This window comes from Streptomyces lavendulae subsp. lavendulae (assembly GCF_002803845.1).
Classification (GTDB): domain Bacteria; phylum Actinomycetota; class Actinomycetes; order Streptomycetales; family Streptomycetaceae; genus Streptomyces; species Streptomyces lavendulae.
The window spans coordinates 6845343-6865594 of sequence record NZ_CP024985.1; the positions used below are offsets into that span (position 1 = coordinate 6845343).

General features: G+C 72.3%; 17 protein-coding genes and 1 rRNA gene. 9 read left to right on the plus strand and 9 right to left on the minus strand.

Annotation, left to right across the window (positions count from 1 at the left end; genetic code table 11):
- Positions 1 to 28: 28 nt before the first annotated feature.
- The gene (locus tag SLAV_RS30645; RefSeq protein ID WP_335341819.1) at positions 29 to 433 is read right to left on the minus strand and encodes a hypothetical protein; all 405 of its coding nucleotides are present in this window, start codon (positions 431 to 433) and stop codon (positions 29 to 31) included.
- Positions 434 to 820: 387 nt separating this feature from the next.
- On the opposite strand from SLAV_RS30645, the gene SLAV_RS30650 reads away from it, so the two are divergent.
- The 4 genes from SLAV_RS30650 to SLAV_RS30665 are packed head-to-tail and all read left to right on the plus strand — an operon-like array spanning position 821 to position 5255.
- Positions 821 to 3772, plus strand: coding sequence for a sensor histidine kinase (locus SLAV_RS30650; RefSeq protein WP_030240643.1), 2952 nt, complete (start codon positions 821 to 823; stop codon positions 3770 to 3772).
- On the plus strand, positions 3769 to 4206 hold the full coding sequence (locus SLAV_RS30655; protein ID WP_030240640.1) for a roadblock/LC7 domain-containing protein: 438 nt from the start codon (positions 3769 to 3771) through the stop codon (positions 4204 to 4206). The genes SLAV_RS30650 and SLAV_RS30655 overlap by 4 nt, the downstream gene beginning before the upstream one ends.
- A gap of 10 nt (positions 4207 to 4216) precedes the next feature.
- The gene (locus tag SLAV_RS30660) at positions 4217 to 4651 is read left to right on the plus strand and encodes a DUF742 domain-containing protein (RefSeq protein ID WP_030240631.1); all 435 of its coding nucleotides are present in this window, start codon (positions 4217 to 4219) and stop codon (positions 4649 to 4651) included.
- On the plus strand, positions 4632 to 5255 hold the full coding sequence (locus SLAV_RS30665; protein ID WP_030240623.1) for a GTP-binding protein: 624 nt from the start codon (positions 4632 to 4634) through the stop codon (positions 5253 to 5255). Before SLAV_RS30660 ends, SLAV_RS30665 begins: the two co-directional genes overlap by 20 nt.
- A 235-nt stretch (positions 5256 to 5490) precedes the next feature.
- Here SLAV_RS30665 and SLAV_RS30670 read toward each other — a convergent pair whose 3' ends face one another.
- The 4 genes from SLAV_RS30670 to SLAV_RS30685 all read right to left on the minus strand — a co-directional run bounded on the left by SLAV_RS30670 (position 5491) and on the right by SLAV_RS30685 (position 8262).
- Entirely contained in the window at positions 5491 to 6681 is a 1191-nt protein-coding gene (locus tag SLAV_RS30670) for a lipid-transfer protein (protein WP_030240620.1), read from the minus strand.
- A gap of 26 nt (positions 6682 to 6707) precedes the next feature.
- Positions 6708 to 7163 (minus strand): Zn-ribbon domain-containing OB-fold protein, encoded by a 456-nt coding sequence (locus SLAV_RS30675; RefSeq protein WP_234333936.1) that lies wholly within the window; start codon positions 7161 to 7163, stop codon positions 6708 to 6710.
- A gap of 63 nt (positions 7164 to 7226) precedes the next feature.
- Complete coding sequence (locus SLAV_RS30680; protein ID WP_030240617.1) at positions 7227 to 7565, minus strand: Mpo1-like protein; 339 nt, start codon at positions 7563 to 7565, stop codon at positions 7227 to 7229.
- A gap of 13 nt (positions 7566 to 7578) precedes the next feature.
- Positions 7579 to 8262, minus strand: a complete 684-nt coding sequence (locus SLAV_RS30685; RefSeq protein WP_234333935.1) for a M15 family metallopeptidase — start codon at positions 8260 to 8262, stop codon at positions 7579 to 7581.
- Positions 8263 to 8291: 29 nt separating this feature from the next.
- Between SLAV_RS30685 and SLAV_RS30690 the strand changes: the two genes are divergently transcribed.
- Both SLAV_RS30690 and SLAV_RS30695 read left to right on the plus strand, forming a co-directional pair.
- Positions 8292 to 8801 carry an NUDIX domain-containing protein gene (locus SLAV_RS30690; protein ID WP_030240614.1) on the plus strand — a complete coding sequence of 170 codons (510 nt, stop codon included), beginning with the start codon at positions 8292 to 8294 and terminating at the stop codon, positions 8799 to 8801.
- 117 nt (positions 8802 to 8918) lie between these two features.
- Complete coding sequence (locus SLAV_RS30695) at positions 8919 to 9212, plus strand: DUF1330 domain-containing protein (protein ID WP_030240613.1); 294 nt, start codon at positions 8919 to 8921, stop codon at positions 9210 to 9212.
- 158 nt (positions 9213 to 9370) lie between these two features.
- On the opposite strand, the gene SLAV_RS30700 is transcribed toward SLAV_RS30695, so the two are convergent.
- Together SLAV_RS30700 and SLAV_RS30705 are read right to left on the minus strand one after the other, a co-directional pair.
- Positions 9371 to 9931 (minus strand): hypothetical protein, encoded by a 561-nt coding sequence (locus SLAV_RS30700; RefSeq protein WP_030240612.1) that lies wholly within the window; start codon positions 9929 to 9931, stop codon positions 9371 to 9373.
- 237 nt (positions 9932 to 10168) lie between these two features.
- Positions 10169 to 12517, minus strand: coding sequence for a glycoside hydrolase family 31 protein (locus SLAV_RS30705; protein WP_030240606.1), 2349 nt, complete (start codon positions 12515 to 12517; stop codon positions 10169 to 10171).
- A 211-nt stretch (positions 12518 to 12728) separates the two neighbouring features.
- On the opposite strand from SLAV_RS30705, the gene SLAV_RS30710 reads away from it, so the two are divergent.
- Complete coding sequence (locus tag SLAV_RS30710) at positions 12729 to 14705, plus strand: acetoacetate--CoA ligase (protein ID WP_030240602.1); 1977 nt, start codon at positions 12729 to 12731, stop codon at positions 14703 to 14705.
- A gap of 58 nt (positions 14706 to 14763) precedes the next feature.
- Positions 14764 to 15672 (plus strand): DUF8829 domain-containing protein, encoded by a 909-nt coding sequence (locus tag SLAV_RS30715; protein ID WP_030240599.1) that lies wholly within the window; start codon positions 14764 to 14766, stop codon positions 15670 to 15672.
- 70 nt (positions 15673 to 15742) lie between these two features.
- Here the strand turns inward: SLAV_RS30715 and ptsP are convergent, their stop codons facing one another.
- Both ptsP and SLAV_RS30725 read right to left on the minus strand, forming a co-directional pair.
- Positions 15743 to 17413 (minus strand): phosphoenolpyruvate--protein phosphotransferase, encoded by a 1671-nt coding sequence (gene ptsP / locus SLAV_RS30720; protein WP_030240597.1) that lies wholly within the window; start codon positions 17411 to 17413, stop codon positions 15743 to 15745.
- Between the two features lie 74 nt (positions 17414 to 17487).
- Entirely contained in the window at positions 17488 to 17937 is a 450-nt protein-coding gene (locus SLAV_RS30725) for a PTS sugar transporter subunit IIA (protein WP_030240595.1), read from the minus strand.
- A 749-nt stretch (positions 17938 to 18686) separates the two neighbouring features.
- Here SLAV_RS30725 and SLAV_RS30730 point away from each other — a divergent pair.
- A 16S ribosomal RNA gene (locus SLAV_RS30730) occupies positions 18687 to 20211 on the plus strand.
- The last annotated feature ends 41 nt before the right edge of the window (positions 20212 to 20252 follow it).

Genomic DNA, 20252 nt, shown 5'->3' on the forward strand with positions numbered 1-20252 from the left:
TAGCCGCGGGGCCTGCGGGGACCGCGGGCTACCGGGGCCGGGGGGTCGCCCCGCGCGGGTCGCCCACGCCCCGGCCCGGGAGCCCGGGGGAGCGCGCCGCCCGGGCCTCGCGGGCCGCGCTGCTCGGCTGGGACACCACGCCGCCGCGCTGGTTCCACATCTGCCGGGTGATCCACACGTCCAGCACCGCCCAGGTGGCCACGACCGTCCCGGCTATCCCGCAGATCACCATCGGAAAGGCCAGCCAGGAGCCCGTCACCGCGAGGAAGAAGGTGATCGTGGCCTCGGTCAGGGTCACCGCCACGATCAGCAGCGCCCGCACCGCGGACGCACGTACCGGGTCCGGCATGCGGCGCCGGCGGGCCGGTTCCTCCACCCACAGGCCCCGTCCCGGCATCCGCGTCGCCGCGCCGTCCTCTTCGTACATCCTCATGGTCCGCTCACTTCCCGCCCCGGGGCCGGCCATGCCCGCCGTGCCCGTTCGCGCCCTCGTCCTGTCAGACGTGCGGGGCCGCCCGGAGATTCCCGCACCGCGCGGGCGTCCCGGACGTCCGCTCCGCCGACAATGATCGCGGAAGGAAGAATTCCAGCCATCCATCCGATTGCGGGGACCGAGGCCCCAGCGAGTGTCATCTGCCACATATCGGGCCGGACTTGACCGGAAGTATCGGACAACTCGTGATCTACGCCCAGGGGTCAGGCCGAAAACGTCCGGACACGCCTTCGAAGCCGCAGCCCGGCAGTAGTAGGCTCACGCCGTTTAAATGACGGAACACCAACCTCCGGCACGGGGGTTGAGCTGGGGGAGGCTGGGGAGGCCATGCGCTTTCGCGGGAAGTCCATCCGCCGGAAGATCGTGGCGTTGCTCTTGGTGCCGCTCGTCTCCCTGACCGCCCTGTGGGGCTTCTCCACGGTCATCACCGGCCGCGAGGCGATCCAGCTGCTCGACGTCGCGTACGTCATCGACAAGGTCGGCTACCCCATCGAGGACGTCGTCCGCGTCATCCAGAAGGAACGCCGCCAGACCCTGGTCGTGATCGGCGACCCCACCGCCGCCGCCGCGGCCGCCGAACTCACCAAGAGCCGTACCGCCACCGACGCCATGGTCCGCGAGATCACCGTGCGCGCCGGCGATCCCAAGGTCTCCGACGAGCTCAGCCCGCAGGCCCGCGCCCGGCTGCGCTCCATCCTCGACGCCCTCCACGGCATCGCCGCGCTGCGCAGCTCCGTCGACCGCAGCTCCCTCGCCCCCGGCCAGGCCCTGGAGCTCTACAGCCGGCTGGTCGACCCCTGCTACGAGTTCCTGATGAACCTCCACGCCCTGGAGAACGTGGAGATGGACAAGCAGGGCCGCGCCCTCGTCGGCATCACCCGCGCCCGCGAGACCCTCGCGCGCGAGGACGCGGTCATCGCCGCGACCCTCGCCGCCCGCAACGTCAGCGCGCCCGACGTGCGGCACGTCTCCGACCTCGCCGCCAACCGCGGCCTGCTGTACGAGTTCAACCTCGCGATCCTCCCGGCCGAGGACCGCGTGCTCTTCGAGCGGTACTGGAAGGGCCCGGAGACCAAGGCCCTGCGTGACGCGGAGGAACGGTTCATCGCCGCCGGCCCCGGCAAGAACCCCCGTGCCGTCACCGCCGCCCAGTGGGACGAGGCCGCGGGCAAGGTCCTCGACGACCTCGCCGCCATGGGCACCGCCGCGGGCGACCGCTACCAGAAGCGCGTCAAGCCGGTCGCGATGGGAGTGCTCGTCCAGGCCGCCGTCGCGGGCGTCCTCGGCTTCATCGCCCTCGCGTTCTCCGTCGTCCTGTCCGTCCGCATCGGCCGCGACCTCATCCGCGACCTCTCGCAGCTGCGCAAGGACGCCCACGAGGCCTCCGGCGTCCGGCTGCCCAGCGTGATGCGCCGCCTCGCCGCGGGCGAGACCGTCGACGTGGAGACCGAGGCGCCCCGCCTCGAATTCGAGAAGGACGAGGTCGGCCAGGTCGGCCTGGCCCTCAACAGCCTCCAGCGCGCCGCCGTCGAGGCGGCCGTCAAGCAGGCAGAGCTGCGCCGCGGCGTCTCCGAGGTGTTCGTGAACCTCGCGCGCCGCAACCAGGTGCTCCTGCACCGCCAGCTGACCCTCCTCGACACCATGGAACGGCGCACCGAGGACGCCGAGGAACTCGCCGACCTCTTCCGCCTCGACCACATGACCACCCGCATGCGCCGCCACGCCGAGGGCCTGGTGATCCTCTCCGGCGCCGCCCCCTCCCGCCAGTGGCGCAAGCCCGTCCAGCTGATGGACGTCGTACGGGCCGCGGTCGCCGAGGTCGAGGACTACGAACGCATCGAGGTCCGCCGGCTGGCGCGCCTGGGCATCGAGGGCCCCGCCGTCGCGGACGTCACCCACCTGATCGCCGAACTCCTGGAGAACGCCACGGTGTTCTCGCCCCCGCACACGGCGGTCCAGGTCCACGGCGAACGCGTGGCGAACGGTTTCACCCTGGAGATCCACGACCGCGGCCTCGGCATGAACCCCGAGGCGCTCCTGGACGCGAACCTGCGGCTCGCGGAGACCCCCGAGTTCGAGCTCTCCGACACCGACCGCCTCGGCCTCTTCGTCGTCAGCCGCCTCGCGCGCCGCCACGGCGTCAAGGTGGTCCTCCAGACCAGCCCCTACGGAGGCACCACCGCGGTGGTGTTCCTGCCCGCCGAGCTCCTCACCGAGGCCCCCGACACCAACGGCACCGGCATCCGCCTGGGCGGCATCAAGGGCGCCAGGGCGACCCCGGGCCTCATCGGCGGCCAGGGCGCCAAGGGGGTCAAGGCCGCCCCCGTCCCCAAGCCGTCCGGCCGCCCGGTGCACGCCGCCGTCGACCGCGCGTCCTCGCCGCCCCGCCCGCTGGCCGCCGGCGTGCTGAACGGACCCGTCGAGCTGGAGGCGCCCGTCGGGGCGCTCGGCCTCGACGGACCGGACGGCCTCGACGACCTCACCCCGGGCATCCCCGGCCTCACCGGAGTCGGCGGCCGCCCGCCCATGGCCTCCCTCGACGACGAGACCCCGCCCGGCGGCATCTCGCGCACCGCCCTGCTGGGGCTGCGCGCCGCGGACCGCCCCCACAGCGACCGGCACCCCGAGCGCGGCGCCTGGAAGGGCGACCGGATCGGTGAGCGGATCGGCGACCGCGGCCCGGACCGCCACCGGGAGCGGAGCCGGGACACCGACCCCGAGTCCGGCCGCACCCGTACCCGCGCCACCGGCCGCGAACGGGAGCCGCTGCCCCCCACGGGCCCGGTCCGCCTGGAGCGCCCCCACCAGGACCCGGTGCACCCGGACGCCCCCCGTACGGGCGCGGCCGTCCCGCTGCCCCGGCGCCACCCCACCCCGACCCTGGTCGCGGAACACGGCCGCCGCGTCGAGCCCCGCCCGGCGACCGCGGGGTCCCGGCCCCCGGCCACGGCCGGCCCGCGGTCCGCGGAGACCGACGGGGGCGCGCAGCCCCGTACGTCCCCGGCGGCGCCCGCGTCCGGCCCCGGCGGGCTGCCCCGCCGGGTGCGCCAGGCGAACCTCGCGCCCCAGCTCAAGAACGCCCCGGCCGCCGCCGGGGCCGGGACCGACTCCGATCCGGTGACCGACCGCGACGCGGAGGCCGTGCGCGCGCGCATGTCCGCCCTCCAGCGCGGCTGGACGGCGGGCCGTGACCAGTACGCACAGCAGCAGTCCGAGGCCGAGGCCGGCACCCCCGCCGCCAGCGGTCCCGCGCACGAGAACGAAGGGGACGGTCGATGACCGCACCGCAGACCGGAAACGACACCCGGGGCCGCGGCTCCGGCCCGCTCAACTGGCTCCTCGACGAACTCGTCGACAAGGTCGGCAGCATCCGCAAGGCGGTCGTCCTCTCCGGAGACGGCCTGCCCACCGGAAGTTCCAAGGACCTCACCCGCGAGGACAGCGAGCACCTGGCCGCCGTGGCCTCCGGCTTCCACAGCCTGGCCAAGGGCGTGGGCCGGCACTTCGAGTCCGGCCGGGTCCGCCAGACCGTGGTGGAGCTGGACGAGGCCTTCCTGTTCGTGATGGCGGCGGGCGACGGCAGCTGCCTGGCCGTCCTGTCCGACGCCGAATCCGACGTCGGCCAGGTCGCGTACGAGATGACGCTGATGGTCAAGCGCGTCGGCGACCACCTGGCGACCGCCCCGCGCACCGGGCTGCCAGCCGGAGGGTGAGTCGGACGGCATGAGCGACCCAGGCCAGGACCGACCCGCCGACCCCCGGGGAACCCCGCCCGACACCGGCCACCCGCACTGGTTCGACGACGACGCGGGTCCCGTCGTACGCCCCTACGCCATGACGCGTGGCCGGACCAGCCACGCCGGGCAGCACCGCCTGGACCTGATCGCCCTCGTCGTCGCGGAAGCGGCGGCCGACGATCCGGTCTGGGACCTGACCCTGTCCCCGGAGCACGCCCACATCCTCGGGCTGTGCCGGGAACGCCCCCAGTCGGTCGCGGAACTCGCCGCGGACCTGGACCTCGCCATCGGCGTGGTGCGGGTCCTGATCGGGGACCTCGTCCAGGACGAACTGGTCCACGTGACCCGGCCGGTACCTCCGGCCGAACTGCCCGATGAATCCATTCTGCGTGAGGTGATCGATGGCCTTCGGGCGCTCTAGCCGCACCGGCGCGATGCATGCCGTGTCGCCGGTCGAGCCGCTGACCCTGAAGATCCTGGTCGCGGGCGGTTTCGGGGTGGGCAAGACCACCCTGGTCAGTGCGGTGAGCGAGATCCGTCCGCTGCGGACGGAGGAACGCCTGTCGGAACCGGGCGCCGCCGTCGACGACACCGACGGGGTGGAGGGCAAGAGCACCACCACCGTGGCCATGGACTTCGGCCGCATCACCCTGCGCGAGGACCTGGTGCTCTACCTGTTCGGCACGCCCGGCCAGGACCGCTTCTGGTTCCTGTGGGACGAGCTGGCGCAGGGTTCCCTCGGCTCGGTGGTGCTGGCCGACACCCGCCGCCTCGCCGACTGCTTCGCCGCCATCGACTACTTCGAGCGGCGGGGGATTCCCTTCGTCGTCGCGGTCAACTGCTTCGACGGCGCCGAACGCCATCCCGTGGTCACCGTCCGCGAGGCGCTCGACCTCGATCCGGAGGTGCCGGTCCTGCTCTGCGACGCCAGGGACCGGGAGTCGGTCAAGGACGTCCTGGTGGGCGTCGTCGAGCACGCCATGTCCCTGGCCCGGGCCCGCCGCGCGATGAGCGCCGGGGCCTGAGCAGCGGAGCCCGAGCGCCGTCCGTACGCGTCCGGGGAGAGCCGGCTCATGGAGGCGGCCCGTACCCCCGCCGACTGGGGTACGGGCCGCAGCTCTCATGGGGGGATCAGGGGGACCCGCTCGCGGCGCGGGACCGTGGACAGAGTGTGAACCCGTCGCCGGGGGCCGTCAAGCACCCCGGCAACAGCTCCTGTTCACGGCCCCCGCCCCCTCCCGGCGCTCCCGTGCCGGGCCCTCAGCGCACCGCCACGACGGCCGAACCGTGGCCGAACAGCCCCTGGTTCGCGGTGATCCCGGCCCGCGCCCCCGGCACCTGGCGCGCCCCGGCCGTACCCCGCAGCTGCCACGTCAGCTCGCACACCTGGGCGATGGCCTGCGCCGGCACCGCCTCCCCGAACGAGGACAGCCCCCCGCTGGGGTTGACCGGCACCCGCCCGCCGAGCGCGGTCGCCCCCTCCCGCAGGAGCTTGACCGCCTCCCCCTCGCCGCAGAGCCCGATGTCCTCGTACCAGTCCAGTTCGAGCGCGGTCGACAGGTCGTACACCTCGGCCAGCGACAGGTCGCCCGGCCCCAGCCCCGCCTCCTCGTAGGCGGCGCGCGCGATCGAGGACCGGAAGGAGCCGGCGGCGGGCGCCACCGCCACCGCCGAGTCGGTCGCGATGTCCGGCAGGTCCAGCACGGTACGCGGATACGTGGGCGTCACCGTCGACACCGCCCGGATCCGCACCGGGTCCGCCGCCCCCCGCGCCCGCGCGAACTCCATGCTGCTCAGCACCAGGGCCGCGCCCCCGTCGGAGGTGGCGCAGATGTCCAGCAGCCGCAGCGGATCGGCCACCACCGCCGAGGCCGCCACCTCCTCGGCGGTCACCGCCTTGCGGTAGCGGGCGTTCGGGTTCAGCGCCCCCGCGGCCGCGTTCTTCACCTTGACCTGCGCGAAGTCCTCACCGGAGTCCCCGTACAGGGCCATGCGGCGGCGGGCGTACAGCGCGAAGTACGCCGGGTTCACGGCCCCCAGGATCCGGAACCGCAGCCAGTCCGGGTCGTCGGGCCGCTCGCCGCCCGCCGGGGCGAAGAAGCCCTTCGGGGCCGCGTCGGCGCCCACCACCAGCACCACGTCCGCCAGCCCCGCCAGGATCTGCGCGCGCGCCGCCCCGATGGCCTGCGCCCCCGAGGCGCAGGCCGCGTACACGCTGGTCACCCGGGCGCCCTGCCAGCCGAGCGCCCGCGCGAACGTGGCCCCGGCGACGTAGCCCGGATACCCGGAGCGTACGGTGTCGGCCCCGACGACGGAATCGACGTCGGTCCACTCCAGCCCGGCGTCGGCGAGCGCGGCCCGGGCGGCGGCCCGCCCGTACTCCACGAAGCCGCGCCCCCACTTGCCCCACGGATGCATGCCGGCGCCCAGGACGGCCACCTCGCCCCGCACCTCGGCCCCGCCCGCCCGGTCCCCGCTCACGCGACCCCTCCCACCGGCTTGAACTGCCAGGTCAGCCAGGTGGTCGTGGCGTCCTCGTGCAGGACGCCGCCGACCACCTCGACCTCCATGCCGACCGCGAGGTCCGCCACCGTCACCCCGGGAGCCCCTTGCCCGAGCACGACCATCCCCTCGGCCTCCAGCTCCACCGCGACGAGGGTGTACGGATCCCAGGGCACGGCCGGATCGGACACGTACGGTGCCGGCGGCCGGTAGCGGCCGTCGGTGTAGGACCAGACCCGGCCGCGCGGGGACAGCGGGACCTCGGCGAGTTCACCCCCGCCGGGGCAGTGCGGATTGCGGCAGTGGGCGTCCTCGCGCGGGAAGAACACCGCCGTGCAGGCGGAGCACCGGGTGCCGAGCAGGCGGAAGCCGCCCTCCGCGTCCGCCTCCGTGAACCACCCCTGCACCACGGGTGTGCGTGTGCGTTCCAAGACCCCTCCCGGACAGCGTCATCTGACGAAGCGTCAGAAGTCTGCCACGGCGGGCGCCGGGGGTCACCGGTTCTCGGCGAGCCACTTCCGCGCGATCACGTCCAGTTCCGCGTCCCGCCCGGCCAGCATCATCCGGATCATCTGTGCGTCCCCCCGCAGTGACCAGGCCGGATGCCCGAAGGTGGCCGGGTTGTTCCCCTCGATCAGGAAGTGCGCGGGCCACGCGGCCCCGTACCCGAGCACGGGCAGAGCGGCCAGGTACCGCCGCCGCCCGCGCGCCACCCCGTACACGGTCAGCGCCAGCCCGGACAGCGTCCCGCAGAGGTGTACCCACCGCGTGGCGGCCCGGGAGTGCATGGCGACGTAGTACGGCCAGAACTCCTCGTACGAACCGAAAGTCATACGTGCACGCTACTCACGGCCGCCCGGCGGCGACAGACACCGGAACGTCGAAAGCCGTCTCCGGGAAGGCCTCCGGCCGCAGCGTGAAGTGCCACCACTCCTCGGGCAGGTTCACGAACCCCTGCGCCCCCAGCACCCGCTCCAGCAACCGCCGGTTCGCCCGCGCAGCCGCCCCGGCCTCCGGGGAGTCCGTGTGTGAGGCCGGACCGAAGAAGTCGAAGGGCGTCCCCATGTCCACCTCCCTGCGCGCGGGCAGCGCGACCAGCGTCACGTCGACCGTGCTCCCGCGGCTGTGCGCCGACCTCGCCGCGATGTAGCCCTCCGGGATCAGACGGCTCTTGTCCACCTCCGGGTAGTACTCCGCCTTCGCCGCCGGGTCGTCCGGCTCCCCGGCCCAGCGCACGAACCGGTCCACCGCCCGCTGCGGCCGGTAGCAGTCGTACACCTTCAACGCGTACCCGCCGCGCAGCAGTTCCCGCTGCGCCCGGCGCAGGGCCTCGGCGGCCGGCCGGGCCAGCAGGCACACCGGCTCCGCGTAGCCGTCCACGACCGCACCCGTGAAGTTCCGCGGGCCCGCGTACCGCATGTCCTCACCGATGCTCGGATCCACGTCCCGCAACGCCACGAACCCCGCGAGCCGGCCCTCCGCGCCCCCGGGCACCGCCAGCCCGGCCAGCACCGCCGCAACCACCAGCATCCTCATACCCCTTGGCTTACCATCGCCGCATGCCGGCACAGCTGAAGGACTCGCACTGCTCCACCTGCGGAGCCCCGTTCGACACCGAGCTCTGGCCCCGGAGGTGCGCCGCCTGCGGCGCCGTCGCCTACCGCAACCCGCTCCCGGTCGCGATCGCCCTGCTCCCGGTCGAGGACGCCTCCGGCACCGGCCTCGTGGTCATCACCCGCACCATCGAACCGGCCCTCGGCGGCGTCGCCCTGCCCGGGGGGTTCGTGGACTTCGGCGAGGACTGGCGGGAGGCGGTCGTCCGCGAACTGCGCGAGGAGACCGGTATCGAGGGCCCGGCCGACGAGGTCGCCCTGGCCGACGTCCTCAGCTCCCCGGCCGGCCACCTGCTGGTCTTCGGCCTCCTCCCGACCCGCCCGGCGTCCGCCCTCCCGCCCTCGGCCGCCACCGACGAGACGACGGGCTGGCACGTCCTGCGAACCCCGGCCGAACTGGCCTTCCCGCTCCACACCCGGGCGGCGTCCGCCTGGTTCGCGGGCCGCTACGCCTAGGAGGCGTCCGGGGTCCGGGGTCCGGGGTGCGCCGACAGCCCCGATGCCGGTCATCGGGTGCGACGATATGATTTTGCTTTCGAAGCCGGACGTACTCTTCCGAACACTGGAGGTTCGGTGGCCAAGGGCTACTGGGTCAGCGCCTATCGCACCATTTTGGACCCCGAGAAGCTGGCTGCCTATGACCGGCTGGCCCGTCCGGCCGTCCAGGCCGGAGGTGGGCGGGTCCTCTCCCGTGGCGAGCAGGTCGTCGTACACGGCGCCGGAATCGCCGAGCGCACCATCCTGATCGAGTTCGACAGCTTCGAACGCGCCCTCGCGGCCTACGAGAGCGAGGCCTACCAGAAGGCGTTGGCCGCTCTCTCCGACGGCGTCGAGCGCGACTTCCGCATCATCGAAGGCACCGACTGACCGGCGGCTGAGTCGGCAACCTGCCCGGCGGCCGGATACTGCATCAGCTCGGTGTGGGGGTGCTCCGGCGCCGCCGGGCAGACGTGGATCTGCTGCCGGTCGCCGCCGCCGATCTGGACCCCGGCCGGGGTTGCCGCAGGTCCCGGAGCGGCGCCGCCCTACACGGGCAGCTCCACCACCAGCGAGGCCAGCGTCACGACGCCCACCACCGTGCCGGCGGCGACCGCACCCCGCGCCCACAGCGTCCGCACCGCAACGGGCCGCGTGCGCAGGTACGCCCCGGCCAGCAGCGGAAGCACCGCACTCAGTGCCGTCCAGGCCCAGACGTGCCCGAAGCCAGGCAGGGCCTCCGGCCGGGTCCCGAGCCACCGGTGGACGAGCAGGGCGGGCGGCACCGACAGCGCGGCCACCAGGACCGCGACCGCGACCGGCTCCGGCCACGCGCTCAGCCGGGCCGTCCAACGGCCCAGCGCCGCGAGGGGTTTGACGAACAGCAGCCCGTGCAGGAACCCCGCCGCGACCGCGGCCACCGCCGTCAGCCCGAGCTCCGCGAAGGACCCGCCCGGGGACTGACGGGTGACCAGCAGCAGCGCCCACACCGTGAGCAGCTGCCAGGCACCGACCACCTCCGCACCCGGCGCCAGGTCCCGTCTGCGCACCCCGCCCGGCAGGCGTCGGTTCGCTGCGTGGGGCCGCGTCGCGGTGCCGGCCAAGACCATCACTGACTCCCTGTCCGATCGGAGCGGCACACCCGCCGCCGCCCCACAGGCTGTACGGCCCCCCTATAGCGCCGCTATACGCTTCCCGAGGCCCCACCACCCACACAAAACCCCAACCGCAGAACCCACCCACCCGCACACCCCGCCCCACCCCGAGCCCCGCCCGTGGCCCCCCGCCCCGCCGCCCCGCCGCCGTACGGCCGCCCGCCGGGGGAGAGGACTGAGCGGGCCGCCCCCTTACAGCCCGCGCAGTTCGACGCCGCGTACCGTCCCGCCCGCCTCGTCCTCCACCAGCACCGTGTCCCCGGCCCACCGCACGGTGTACCGCTCGACCTCGCCCGCCTCGAAGCCCGGCCCCGGGTCGCGGATGACCACGCCGCCGCCCGTGCGGCCCCGGGCCGGGGCCCATGCCTCCAGGCCCACCGTTCCGTCCGGGCGCCGCACCGGCAGCACCGCCCCCGCCCGCGCCAGCACCGGCGTCCGCCCCGGCGGGGCGTCCAGCAGGACCTGCCCGGGCCCCTCGTGCGCCGCCCCCGTGGCGGTGTCGTACCACCGCCCGCGCGGCAACCGCACCGCCCGCCGGTCCGCCCCGCACTCCAGCACCGGCGCCACCAGCAGCGCGTCCCCCAGCAGGAACGCGTCCTCGCAGTCCCGCAGCACCCGGTCCTCCGGCGACCCCCACCACAGCGGCCGCACGTACGGGGCCCCGGTCCGCCGGGCCAGGTGCGCCAGCGTCACGAAGTACGGCCGCAGCCGCTCCCGCTCCGCCAGCACCTCCGCGGCCCGCTCCGCCACCTCCGGCCCGAACTCCCACGGCTCGCGCCGGCCCGCCCAGATCGCCGAGTGCGTCCGGAACAGCGGCAGGTACGCCCCCAGCTGCAGCCACCTCAGGTACAGCTCCGGCGACGGAGACCCCCCGAAGCCGCCCACGTCGGGCCCCGAGTACGGCACCCCGCACAGCCCGAGGCCCAGGACCAGCGCCAGCGAGGCCCGCAGCCCCTCCCACCCGGACTCCACGTCCCCGGACCAGGTGCCCCCGTACCGCTGCATCCCCGCCCACCCCGACCGGGAGAACAGGAACGGCCGCTCGGCCGGCCGCAGCCGCACCAGCCCCTCCCACCCGGCCCGCGCCATCGACAGCCCGTACACGTTGTGCCCGGCCCGGTGGTCCCCGCCGGCCCCCTCCAGCACGTGCCGCGCCGACCGCGGCAGCGTCGCGTCCCCCCACGGTGCGAACGACACCGGCTCGTTCATGTCGTGCCAGAACCCGGCGAAGCCCTGACCGAGCCGCTCCTCGTACAGCCCGCCCCACCACTCCCGCACCGCCGGATCCGTGAAGTCCGGATAGGCGCACTCGCCCGGCCAGACCTCCCCCCGCACCTCCCGCCCCCGCGCGTCCCGCACGAAGGCCCCGTGCTCACCGACCGCCAGCCCCGCGGCGTGCACCGCGTCCCCCGCCTTCACCGCCGGGTCCACGATCGACACCAGCCGCACCCCCCGCTCCGCCAGCTCCGCAGCCAGCCCCGGCAGGTCCGGGAACGCCTCCCGGTCCACCGTGAACACCCGGTGCCCGTCGTAGTGGTCGATGTCCAGGTGCACGGCCGACAGCGCGAGCCCCCGCTCCGCGTACCCGTCCACCACCCGCCGGACCTCCGCCGCGCTCCCGAACCCCCAGCGCGCGTGCTGGTACCCCAGCGCCCACTCCGGCGGCACCGCGGCCGCCCCCGTCAGGCCCGCCCACCCCTGGAGCACCCGCGACGGCGTCCCCACCAGCACCCAGCACCGCGCCGGGCCGCCCTCCAGGCGCAGCTCGCTCGCCCCCGGCCGGTCCGGACCCGAACCGGCCCCCTCCTCACCGCCGCGCAGCGCCACCCGCCCGTCCCAGGTGTTGTCGTAGAACGCCAGGTGCGTCCCCGCGTCCGCGACCACCACCTGCACCGGCATCGTGATGTACAGCGGATCGGTGTCCGGCCCGAACCCGCCCTTCGGGTCCGTGTTCCACAGCCGGTACTCCCCGTCCCGCAGCCGCGGCCCCCGCGCCCGCCCGCCCAGTCCGAAGAACCGCGCGTCCGCCGGCACCTCCGCCCGCTGCAGCCACCGGGACCCGCCCTCGGCGGGCCCCGCCACCGGGTCCCACCAGCGCGGCGGCAGCTCCCGCCGCAGCACCGCCCCGCCCGGGGTCCGCACCTCCACCGCCCCGTGCCGGGACACCGCCACCGTGACCCGCTCCGACACCACCCGCCAGCCGCCGCCCGTGTCCGGCTCCAGCACCGCCCGCGGATCGGGCTCCGGGCCGCCGCCCACCACCGCGTACGAGGGCGTGGGCCCGGCCCCGTCCCAGCCCCAGAACACCGCACCGCCCACGGTCACCCGTACCAGCAGCTCGGACCGCGCGAACCGCAGCACGCCCCCGCCCGGCCGTGCCTGCGTCCCCGTCAGCAGCCCCGGCACCCGGGCCCGTTCCGCACCCCGGCGCGGGAGCCCCTCCGCATCCGCCCGCCGGTGGCTCCAGGCCGAGCGCCAGGCCCGCCGCCCGCGCGCCGTACCGATCTCTTTCACCGCACGCACCAGATCACGACCGTCCATGCCGCTCACCCTGCCACCGGCCTCCCGGCCCGCGGGGTGCGTTCAACTGCTGTTTACCCGGAAAACGATCACATCCGACCGCCCGGGACACCTCTGGTGCGGATGTCGATCACATGGCATGGTCCCTGTGAGCCGCCGCGCACACACCCGCGCACCGGTGGCACCGTACGCACACGAAGCGCGATCCACAGACTTGACCGGGAGCCGACCCATGACCTCAGCCACCCAGCCGGAACCCCTCTGGTCCCCGAGCCCCGACCGGATCGCCGCGGCCCGCGTCACCGCCTTCCAGGCCTGGGCCGCGACCCGCTTCGGAGCCCCCGCCGACGGCGGCTACCCGGCCCTGCAGCGCTGGTCCGTCGACGAGCTCGACACCTTCTGGCAGGCCGTCGCCGAGTGGTTCGACGTCCGCTTCACCACCCCCTACGAGTCCGTCCTCGAAGACCGCGCCATGCCCGGCGCCCGCTGGTTCACGGGATCCACCCTCAACTACGCCGAGCACGCCCTGCGCGCCGCCGAGGACCCGGCCCGCGCCGCGGACCCCGCCCTGCTCCACGTCGACGAGACCCACGAACCCACCCCCGTCACCTGGGCGGACCTCCGCCGCCAGGTCGGCTCCCTCGCCGCCGAACTGCGCGCCCTCGGCGTCCGCCCCGGCGACCGGGTCAGCGGCTACCTCCCCAACATCCCCGAAGCCGTCGTCGCCCTCCTCGCCACCGCCGCCGTCGGCGGCGTCTGGACCTCCTGCGCCCCCGACTTCGGCGCCCGCAGCGTCCTCGACCGCTTCGAGCAGGTCGAGCCGGTCGTCCTGTTCACCGTCGACGGCTACCGCTACGGCGGCAAGGAGCACGACCGCCGCGAGACCGTCGCCGAACTGCGCGACGGCCTCCCCTCGCTGCGCGCCGTCGTCCACATCCCGCTGCTCGGCACCCCCGCCCCCGAGGGCACCCGCCCCTGGTCGGAGCTGACCTCCGCCGACACCGAGCCCGTCTTCGAGCCGGTCCCCTTCGACCACCCGCTGTGGATCCTCTACTCCTCCGGCACCACCGGCGCCCCCAAGGCGATCGTGCAGTCCCAGGGCGGCATCCTCCTGGAGCACCTCAAGCAGCTCGGTCTGCACTGCGACCTCGGCCCCGAGGACCGCTTCTTCTGGTTCACCTCCACCGGCTGGATGATGTGGAACTTCCTCGTCTCCGGCCTGCTCACCGGTACCACCGTCGTCCTCTACGACGGCAGCCCCGGCTTCCCCGACACCGGTGCCCAGTGGCGGATCGCCGAGCGGACCGGAGCCACCCTCTACGGCACCTCCGCCGCCTACGTCATGGCCTGCCGCAAGGCCGAGGTCCACCCCTCCCGGGACTTCGACCTCTCCGCCGTCAAGTGCGTCGCCACCACCGGCTCCCCGCTCCCGCCCGACGGCTTCCGCTGGCTCCACGACGAGGTGGCCGAGGACCTCTGGATCGCCTCCGTCAGCGGCGGCACCGACGTCTGCAGCTGCTTCGCCGGCGCCGTCCCCACGCTCCCCGTCCACATCGGCGAACTCCAGGCGGCCTGCCTCGGTACGGACCTCCAGGCGTGGGACCCCGCGGGCAAGCCGCTCACCGGCGAGGTAGGCGAGCTCGTGGTCACGGCCCCCATGCCGTCCATGCCGATCCACTTCTGGAACGACCCCGACGGCAGCCGCTACCGCGACAGCTACTTCGAGATGTTCCCCGGCGTCTGGCGCCACGGGGACTGGATCACGATCACCGACCACGGCTCGGTCGTCATCCACGGCCGCTCCGACTCCACCCTCAACCGCCAGGGCGTCCGGATGGGCTCCGCCGACATCTACGAGGCCGTCGAACGACTCCCCGAGATCAAGGAGTCCCTGGTCATCGGCCTGGAGGAGCCGAACGGCGGCTACTGGATGCCGCTCTTCGTCCACCTCGCCCCCGGCGCCGTCCTCGACGACGCGCTGCGCAAGAAGATCGCCGCCACCATCCGGGAGCAGCTCTCCCCGCGCCACGTCCCCGACGAGGTCATCGAGGTCCCGGCCGTCCCGCACACCCTGACCGGCAAGCGCATCGAGGTCCCCGTCAAGCGGCTCCTCCAGGGCACCCCCCTGGCCAAGGCCGTCAACCCCGGCTCGGTCGACAACCCGGACCTGCTCGCCTTCTACGAGGAGCTGGCCCGCACCCGGAAGTGACTGTCAGTGCCCGTCATTACTCTGAGTGAGCAAGTCATCGCACCACTCAGGGGGAACCATGAACGGCACACCGGACACCTCACGCACCACCCGTGACATCAGCGGCACGCTCCGCCGCGAGGTCCCCAGCACCGTCGGCCTCCTCGCCGACCCCGGGGACTTCGCGGCCATGCGCGACTACCGCAGCTTCTGCTTCGACCACCACGACGCCTACGCCGACTACCTCCGCCACGTCGACGCCCTGCTGCGCACCCTCGCCGCCGAGGGCGTCCCCACCACCGTCGCCCTCTTCGACCCGGACGAGTACGCCGACTACTGCACCGAACACGGCCTCGACCCGGACACCGCCGCGGCCCGCACCCGCTTCACCGCCGGACTCGGCGGCCCCGGAGGCCTGCCCTACACCGGCCAGCCCGTGGAGGAACTGCTCCCCCTCCTCGTCGACGCCTCCCTCCGGCAGGCGACCAGGGAGTACGCGAGCATGCTCCTCGCCCGCGCCCGAGAATGCGCGGACTGCGGCACCGACATCGGCCGCGCCTCCTTCGAGCGGGCCACCGACATCCTCCGGCGCCTCCTCGCCGTGGCCGGCCCCGGCCACCACCACCTCGTCTGCAGCGTCCCGGCCCCGGACGAACAGCTCCTCGCCGTCCTCCACGCCGAAACACCCGACGACCCCAGCGGCCCACCCCGGATCGAGGGCCCCGAAGGCCTTGAGTTCGTGACCGTGCTTGCCGCAGGCCTCGCCCTCGGCGCCGCCGGGGGACTGGTGCTCCGCAGCACCACCGAGGGCTTCCAGGACCGCGTCCACGGCTGGCGCCTCGACCGGGGCCGCCTGATCGCCCTCAACGCCGCCTCGGTCTTCGACGCCTACTGCACCGACGCCGAGACCGGCGAACCCGTGGCACCCGAACCGGGCGTCGAATACTGCCCGGGCTACGAGGTGGACCTCCCCGACCCCCACCACTGACCGGCCCCGCACACGACCGAGGGGCCCCCGCCACCGGCGAAGGCCCCTCGATCGATCACACACGCCACGGCTACTCGCCGGACAGCACCGCCTGGGCAGCCGCCCGGGCCTCCTCCGCGCTGTCCGTCGCCCGCGCGGCCGCAGCCGCGCGCTCGCACTGCGCGAGCGTGTACTTGGCCAGCGTCGCCCGCACGTAAGGAATGGATGCGGCACCCATGGAGAGGGAGGTGACACCCAGACCCGTCAGCACACAGGCCAGCAGCGGATCGGACGCGGCCTCACCACAGACACCACAGCTCTTGCCCTCCGCCTTGGCGGCCTCGGCCGACATGGCGATCAGGTCGAGCAGCGCCGGCTGCCACGGGTCCTGGAGCCGCGACACCGCACCCACCTGACGGTCGGCGGCGAAGGCGTACTGCGCGAGGTCGTTCGTACCCAGCGACAGGAACTCGACCTCCTGCAGGATCGAACGCGCCCGCAGCGCGGCGGAGGGGATCTCCACCATCGCACCGAACTTCGCCCGCAGACCCGCCTCGCGGCAGGCATCGGCGAAGGCCTTGGCGTCGCGCCGGTCGGCCACCATCGGGGCCATGACCTCCAGGTACACCGGAAGCCCCTCGGCGGCCTTGGCCAGCGCGGTCAGCTGCGTGCGCAGCACCTCCGGGTGGTCCAGCAGGGTGCGCAGACCACGCACGCCCAGCGCCGGGTTCGGCTCGTCGCCCGGCGTCAGGAAGTCCAGCGGCTTGTCGGCGCCGGCGTCCAGCACCCGCACCACCACACGGCCCTCGGGGAAGGCCTCCAGCACCTTGCGGTACGACTCGATCTGCTTCTCCTCGGACGGCGCCTTCTTGCTGTCGTCCAGGAACAGGAACTCGGTGCGGAACAGACCCACACCCTCGGCCCCGGCCTCCACGGCAGCCGGCACGTCCGCCGGACCGCCCACGTTGGCCAGCAGCGGCACCTTGTGACCGTCCGAGGTCGCACCCGGACCGGAGGACGCGGCGAGCGCCGCCTTCCGCTCGGCGGCCGCGGCCTCCAGCTCGGCCCGCTTCTCCGCGGTCGGCTCGACGAACAGGTCACCCGTGCTGCCGTCGACCGCGATGACCGTGCCCTCGGCGATCTCACCGGCACCGGGCAGCGCCACGATCGCCGGCACGCCCAGCGCCCGCGCCAGGATGGCGCTGTGGCTCGTCGGCCCGCCCTCCTCGGTCACGAAACCGAGGACCAGCGCCGGGTCGAGCAGAGCGGTGTCGGCGGGCGCCAGGTCCCGGGCGATCAGCACGTACGGCTCGTCGCTGTCCGGCACGCCCGGCATCGGAACGCCCAGCAGGCGCGCCACGATGCGGTTGCGCACGTCGTCCAGGTCGGCCACCCGCCCGGCCATGTACTCGCCGGCCCCCGCGAGCAGGTCGCGGTAGGAGGCGAACGCGTCGTAGATACCGCGTTCGGCCGTGCTGCCGACGGCGATGCGCCGGTCCACGTCCGCCATCAGCTCGGGGTCCGTGGCGATCATCGCCTGGGCCTCCAGCACGTGCTGAGCCTCGCCACCGGCCAGCTGGCCGCGCGCGATCAGGTCGGCCGACACGGCCTCCACGGCCTGACGGGCGCGCCCCTGTTCGCGCCCTGCCTCGTCCGCGGTGATCTGCTTGGCCGGCGGTTCGAGAACCGCCGTGCCCATGTGCCGCACCTCGCCGATCGCCACACCGTGGCTCACGCCGACGCCTCGCAGCGTTGTCTCCATTTCACCCGTCTCCGATTGAGCGGCGGGCCCAGCCGCCGCGGTGGATGTCCGACTCGCCCGTGCGGGCGGACGCGTCACTGCCAGCTGAAGAGGGCGTCGTCGGCCTTGACGTCCCCGGACTCGACGACGTCGGAGAGGGAGTCGGGGGTCGCTTCGAGCGCCACGACCGGGCAGACCGGAGACTTGCCGGCGGCCTCCACGGCGGCCGGGTTCCAGCGGATGACCGCCTGGCCGCGCGTCACGGTGTCGCCCTTGTTCACGAGCAGCTCGAAGCCCTCGCCGTTGAGCTGGACGGTGTCGATCCCGAGGTGCGTGAGCACACCGTGGCCCTCACCGTCGACCACCACGTACGCGTGCGGGTGCAGAGAGACGATCACACCGTCCACGGGGGCGACCGCCTCGGAGGGCTCGCGCACGGGATCGATAGCGGTGCCCGGTCCCACCATCGCGCCGGAGAACACCGGATCGGGCACTGCCGCGAGTCCGATGGCGTGTCCGGCAAGTGGGGACGTCACGCTGGTCATGGGGGCCTCCCAGGGGTGGAGCTTCGTCGTGTCGCCGTCACTACCTGTCGCGAACGGCGTACTGTCAGAAGGATATGTCACAGGATGTTCGGGTTCGCCCGATGTTGGTCCCGATCCGGCCTGCGTCCTTCGGCACGGAGACTAGTGGACTAGACCGGTGGACTAGACCATACGCGTGAATCGATTTGCCTGGGCACCACGGGGCCTGTACTGTCGTGACTCCCGCCAGGACGTGTCGTGTGAACTTCTCGCGAACAACCGATGGACGGGACTCCTCCTCCAGCAGTGCAACTCCCAATCTCCATCCTTTCCGCATGCCCTTTCGGCAAACGGACAGTGGTCGGAGAGACGGAAATCCACTGCTAGAGTTTGGACCGCCGGAAAGGGAAAGCGCGAAAGCGCAGAACCTCGAAAGCGCCGAGGAAATCGGACACGAAAGAGTCTGATAGAGTCGGAAACGCAAGAACACAGAACGAAAGCCCGGAGGAAAGCCCCAGTAAGTGTTACTGAGGGTGAGTACAAAGGAAGCGTCCGTTCCTTGAGAACTCAACAGCGTGCCAAAAATCAACGCCAGAAGTTGATACCCCGTCCACTTCGGTGGATGAGGTTCCTTTGAAAAAGACCTGTGAGGTCGCCTTCGGGTGATGCTTGCAGGCAACCAAACACAGCGAGGACGTTGTGGCGCGTCGGTCATATTCCGACATGACGTGCCCGCTCAACGTGTGTGTGCACCCGATTACGGGTAAACATTCATGGAGAGTTTGATCCTGGCTCAGGACGAACGCTGGCGGCGTGCTTAACACATGCAAGTCGAACGATGAAGCCCTTCGGGGTGGATTAGTGGCGAACGGGTGAGTAACACGTGGGCAATCTGCCCTTCACTCTGGGACAAGCCCTGGAAACGGGGTCTAATACCGGATACCACTCCTGCCCGCATGGGCGGGGGTTGAAAGCTCCGGCGGTGAAGGATGAGCCCGCGGCCTATCAGCTTGTTGGTGGGGTAATGGCCCACCAAGGCGACGACGGGTAGCCGGCCTGAGAGGGCGACCGGCCACACTGGGACTGAGACACGGCCCAGACTCCTACGGGAGGCAGCAGTGGGGAATATTGCACAATGGGCGAAAGCCTGATGCAGCGACGCCGCGTGAGGGATGACGGCCTTCGGGTTGTAAACCTCTTTCAGCAGGGAAGAAGCGAAAGTGACGGTACCTGCAGAAGAAGCGCCGGCTAACTACGTGCCAGCAGCCGCGGTAATACGTAGGGCGCAAGCGTTGTCCGGAATTATTGGGCGTAAAGAGCTCGTAGGCGGCTTGTCACGTCGGATGTGAAAGCCCGAGGCTTAACCTCGGGTCTGCATTCGATACGGGCTAGCTAGAGTGTGGTAGGGGAGATCGGAATTCCTGGTGTAGCGGTGAAATGCGCAGATATCAGGAGGAACACCGGTGGCGAAGGCGGATCTCTGGGCCATTACTGACGCTGAGGAGCGAAAGCGTGGGGAGCGAACAGGATTAGATACCCTGGTAGTCCACGCCGTAAACGTTGGGAACTAGGTGTTGGCGACATTCCACGTCGTCGGTGCCGCAGCTAACGCATTAAGTTCCCCGCCTGGGGAGTACGGCCGCAAGGCTAAAACTCAAAGGAATTGACGGGGGCCCGCACAAGCGGCGGAGCATGTGGCTTAATTCGACGCAACGCGAAGAACCTTACCAAGGCTTGACATATACCGGAAAGCATTAGAGATAGTGCCCCCCTTGTGGTCGGTATACAGGTGGTGCATGGCTGTCGTCAGCTCGTGTCGTGAGATGTTGGGTTAAGTCCCGCAACGAGCGCAACCCTTGTCCTGTGTTGCCAGCATGCCCTTCGGGGTGATGGGGACTCACAGGAGACCGCCGGGGTCAACTCGGAGGAAGGTGGGGACGACGTCAAGTCATCATGCCCCTTATGTCTTGGGCTGCACACGTGCTACAATGGCCGGTACAATGAGCTGCGATACCGTGAGGTGGAGCGAATCTCAAAAAGCCGGTCTCAGTTCGGATTGGGGTCTGCAACTCGACCCCATGAAGTCGGAGTCGCTAGTAATCGCAGATCAGCATTGCTGCGGTGAATACGTTCCCGGGCCTTGTACACACCGCCCGTCACGTCACGAAAGTCGGTAACACCCGAAGCCGGTGGCCCAACCCGTAAGGGAGGGAGCTGTCGAAGGTGGGACTGGCGATTGGGACGAAGTCGTAACAAGGTAGCCGTACCGGAAGGTGCGGCTGGATCACCTCCTTTCTAAGGAGCATATAGCCGACTGCGATCGAATGAATCGCACG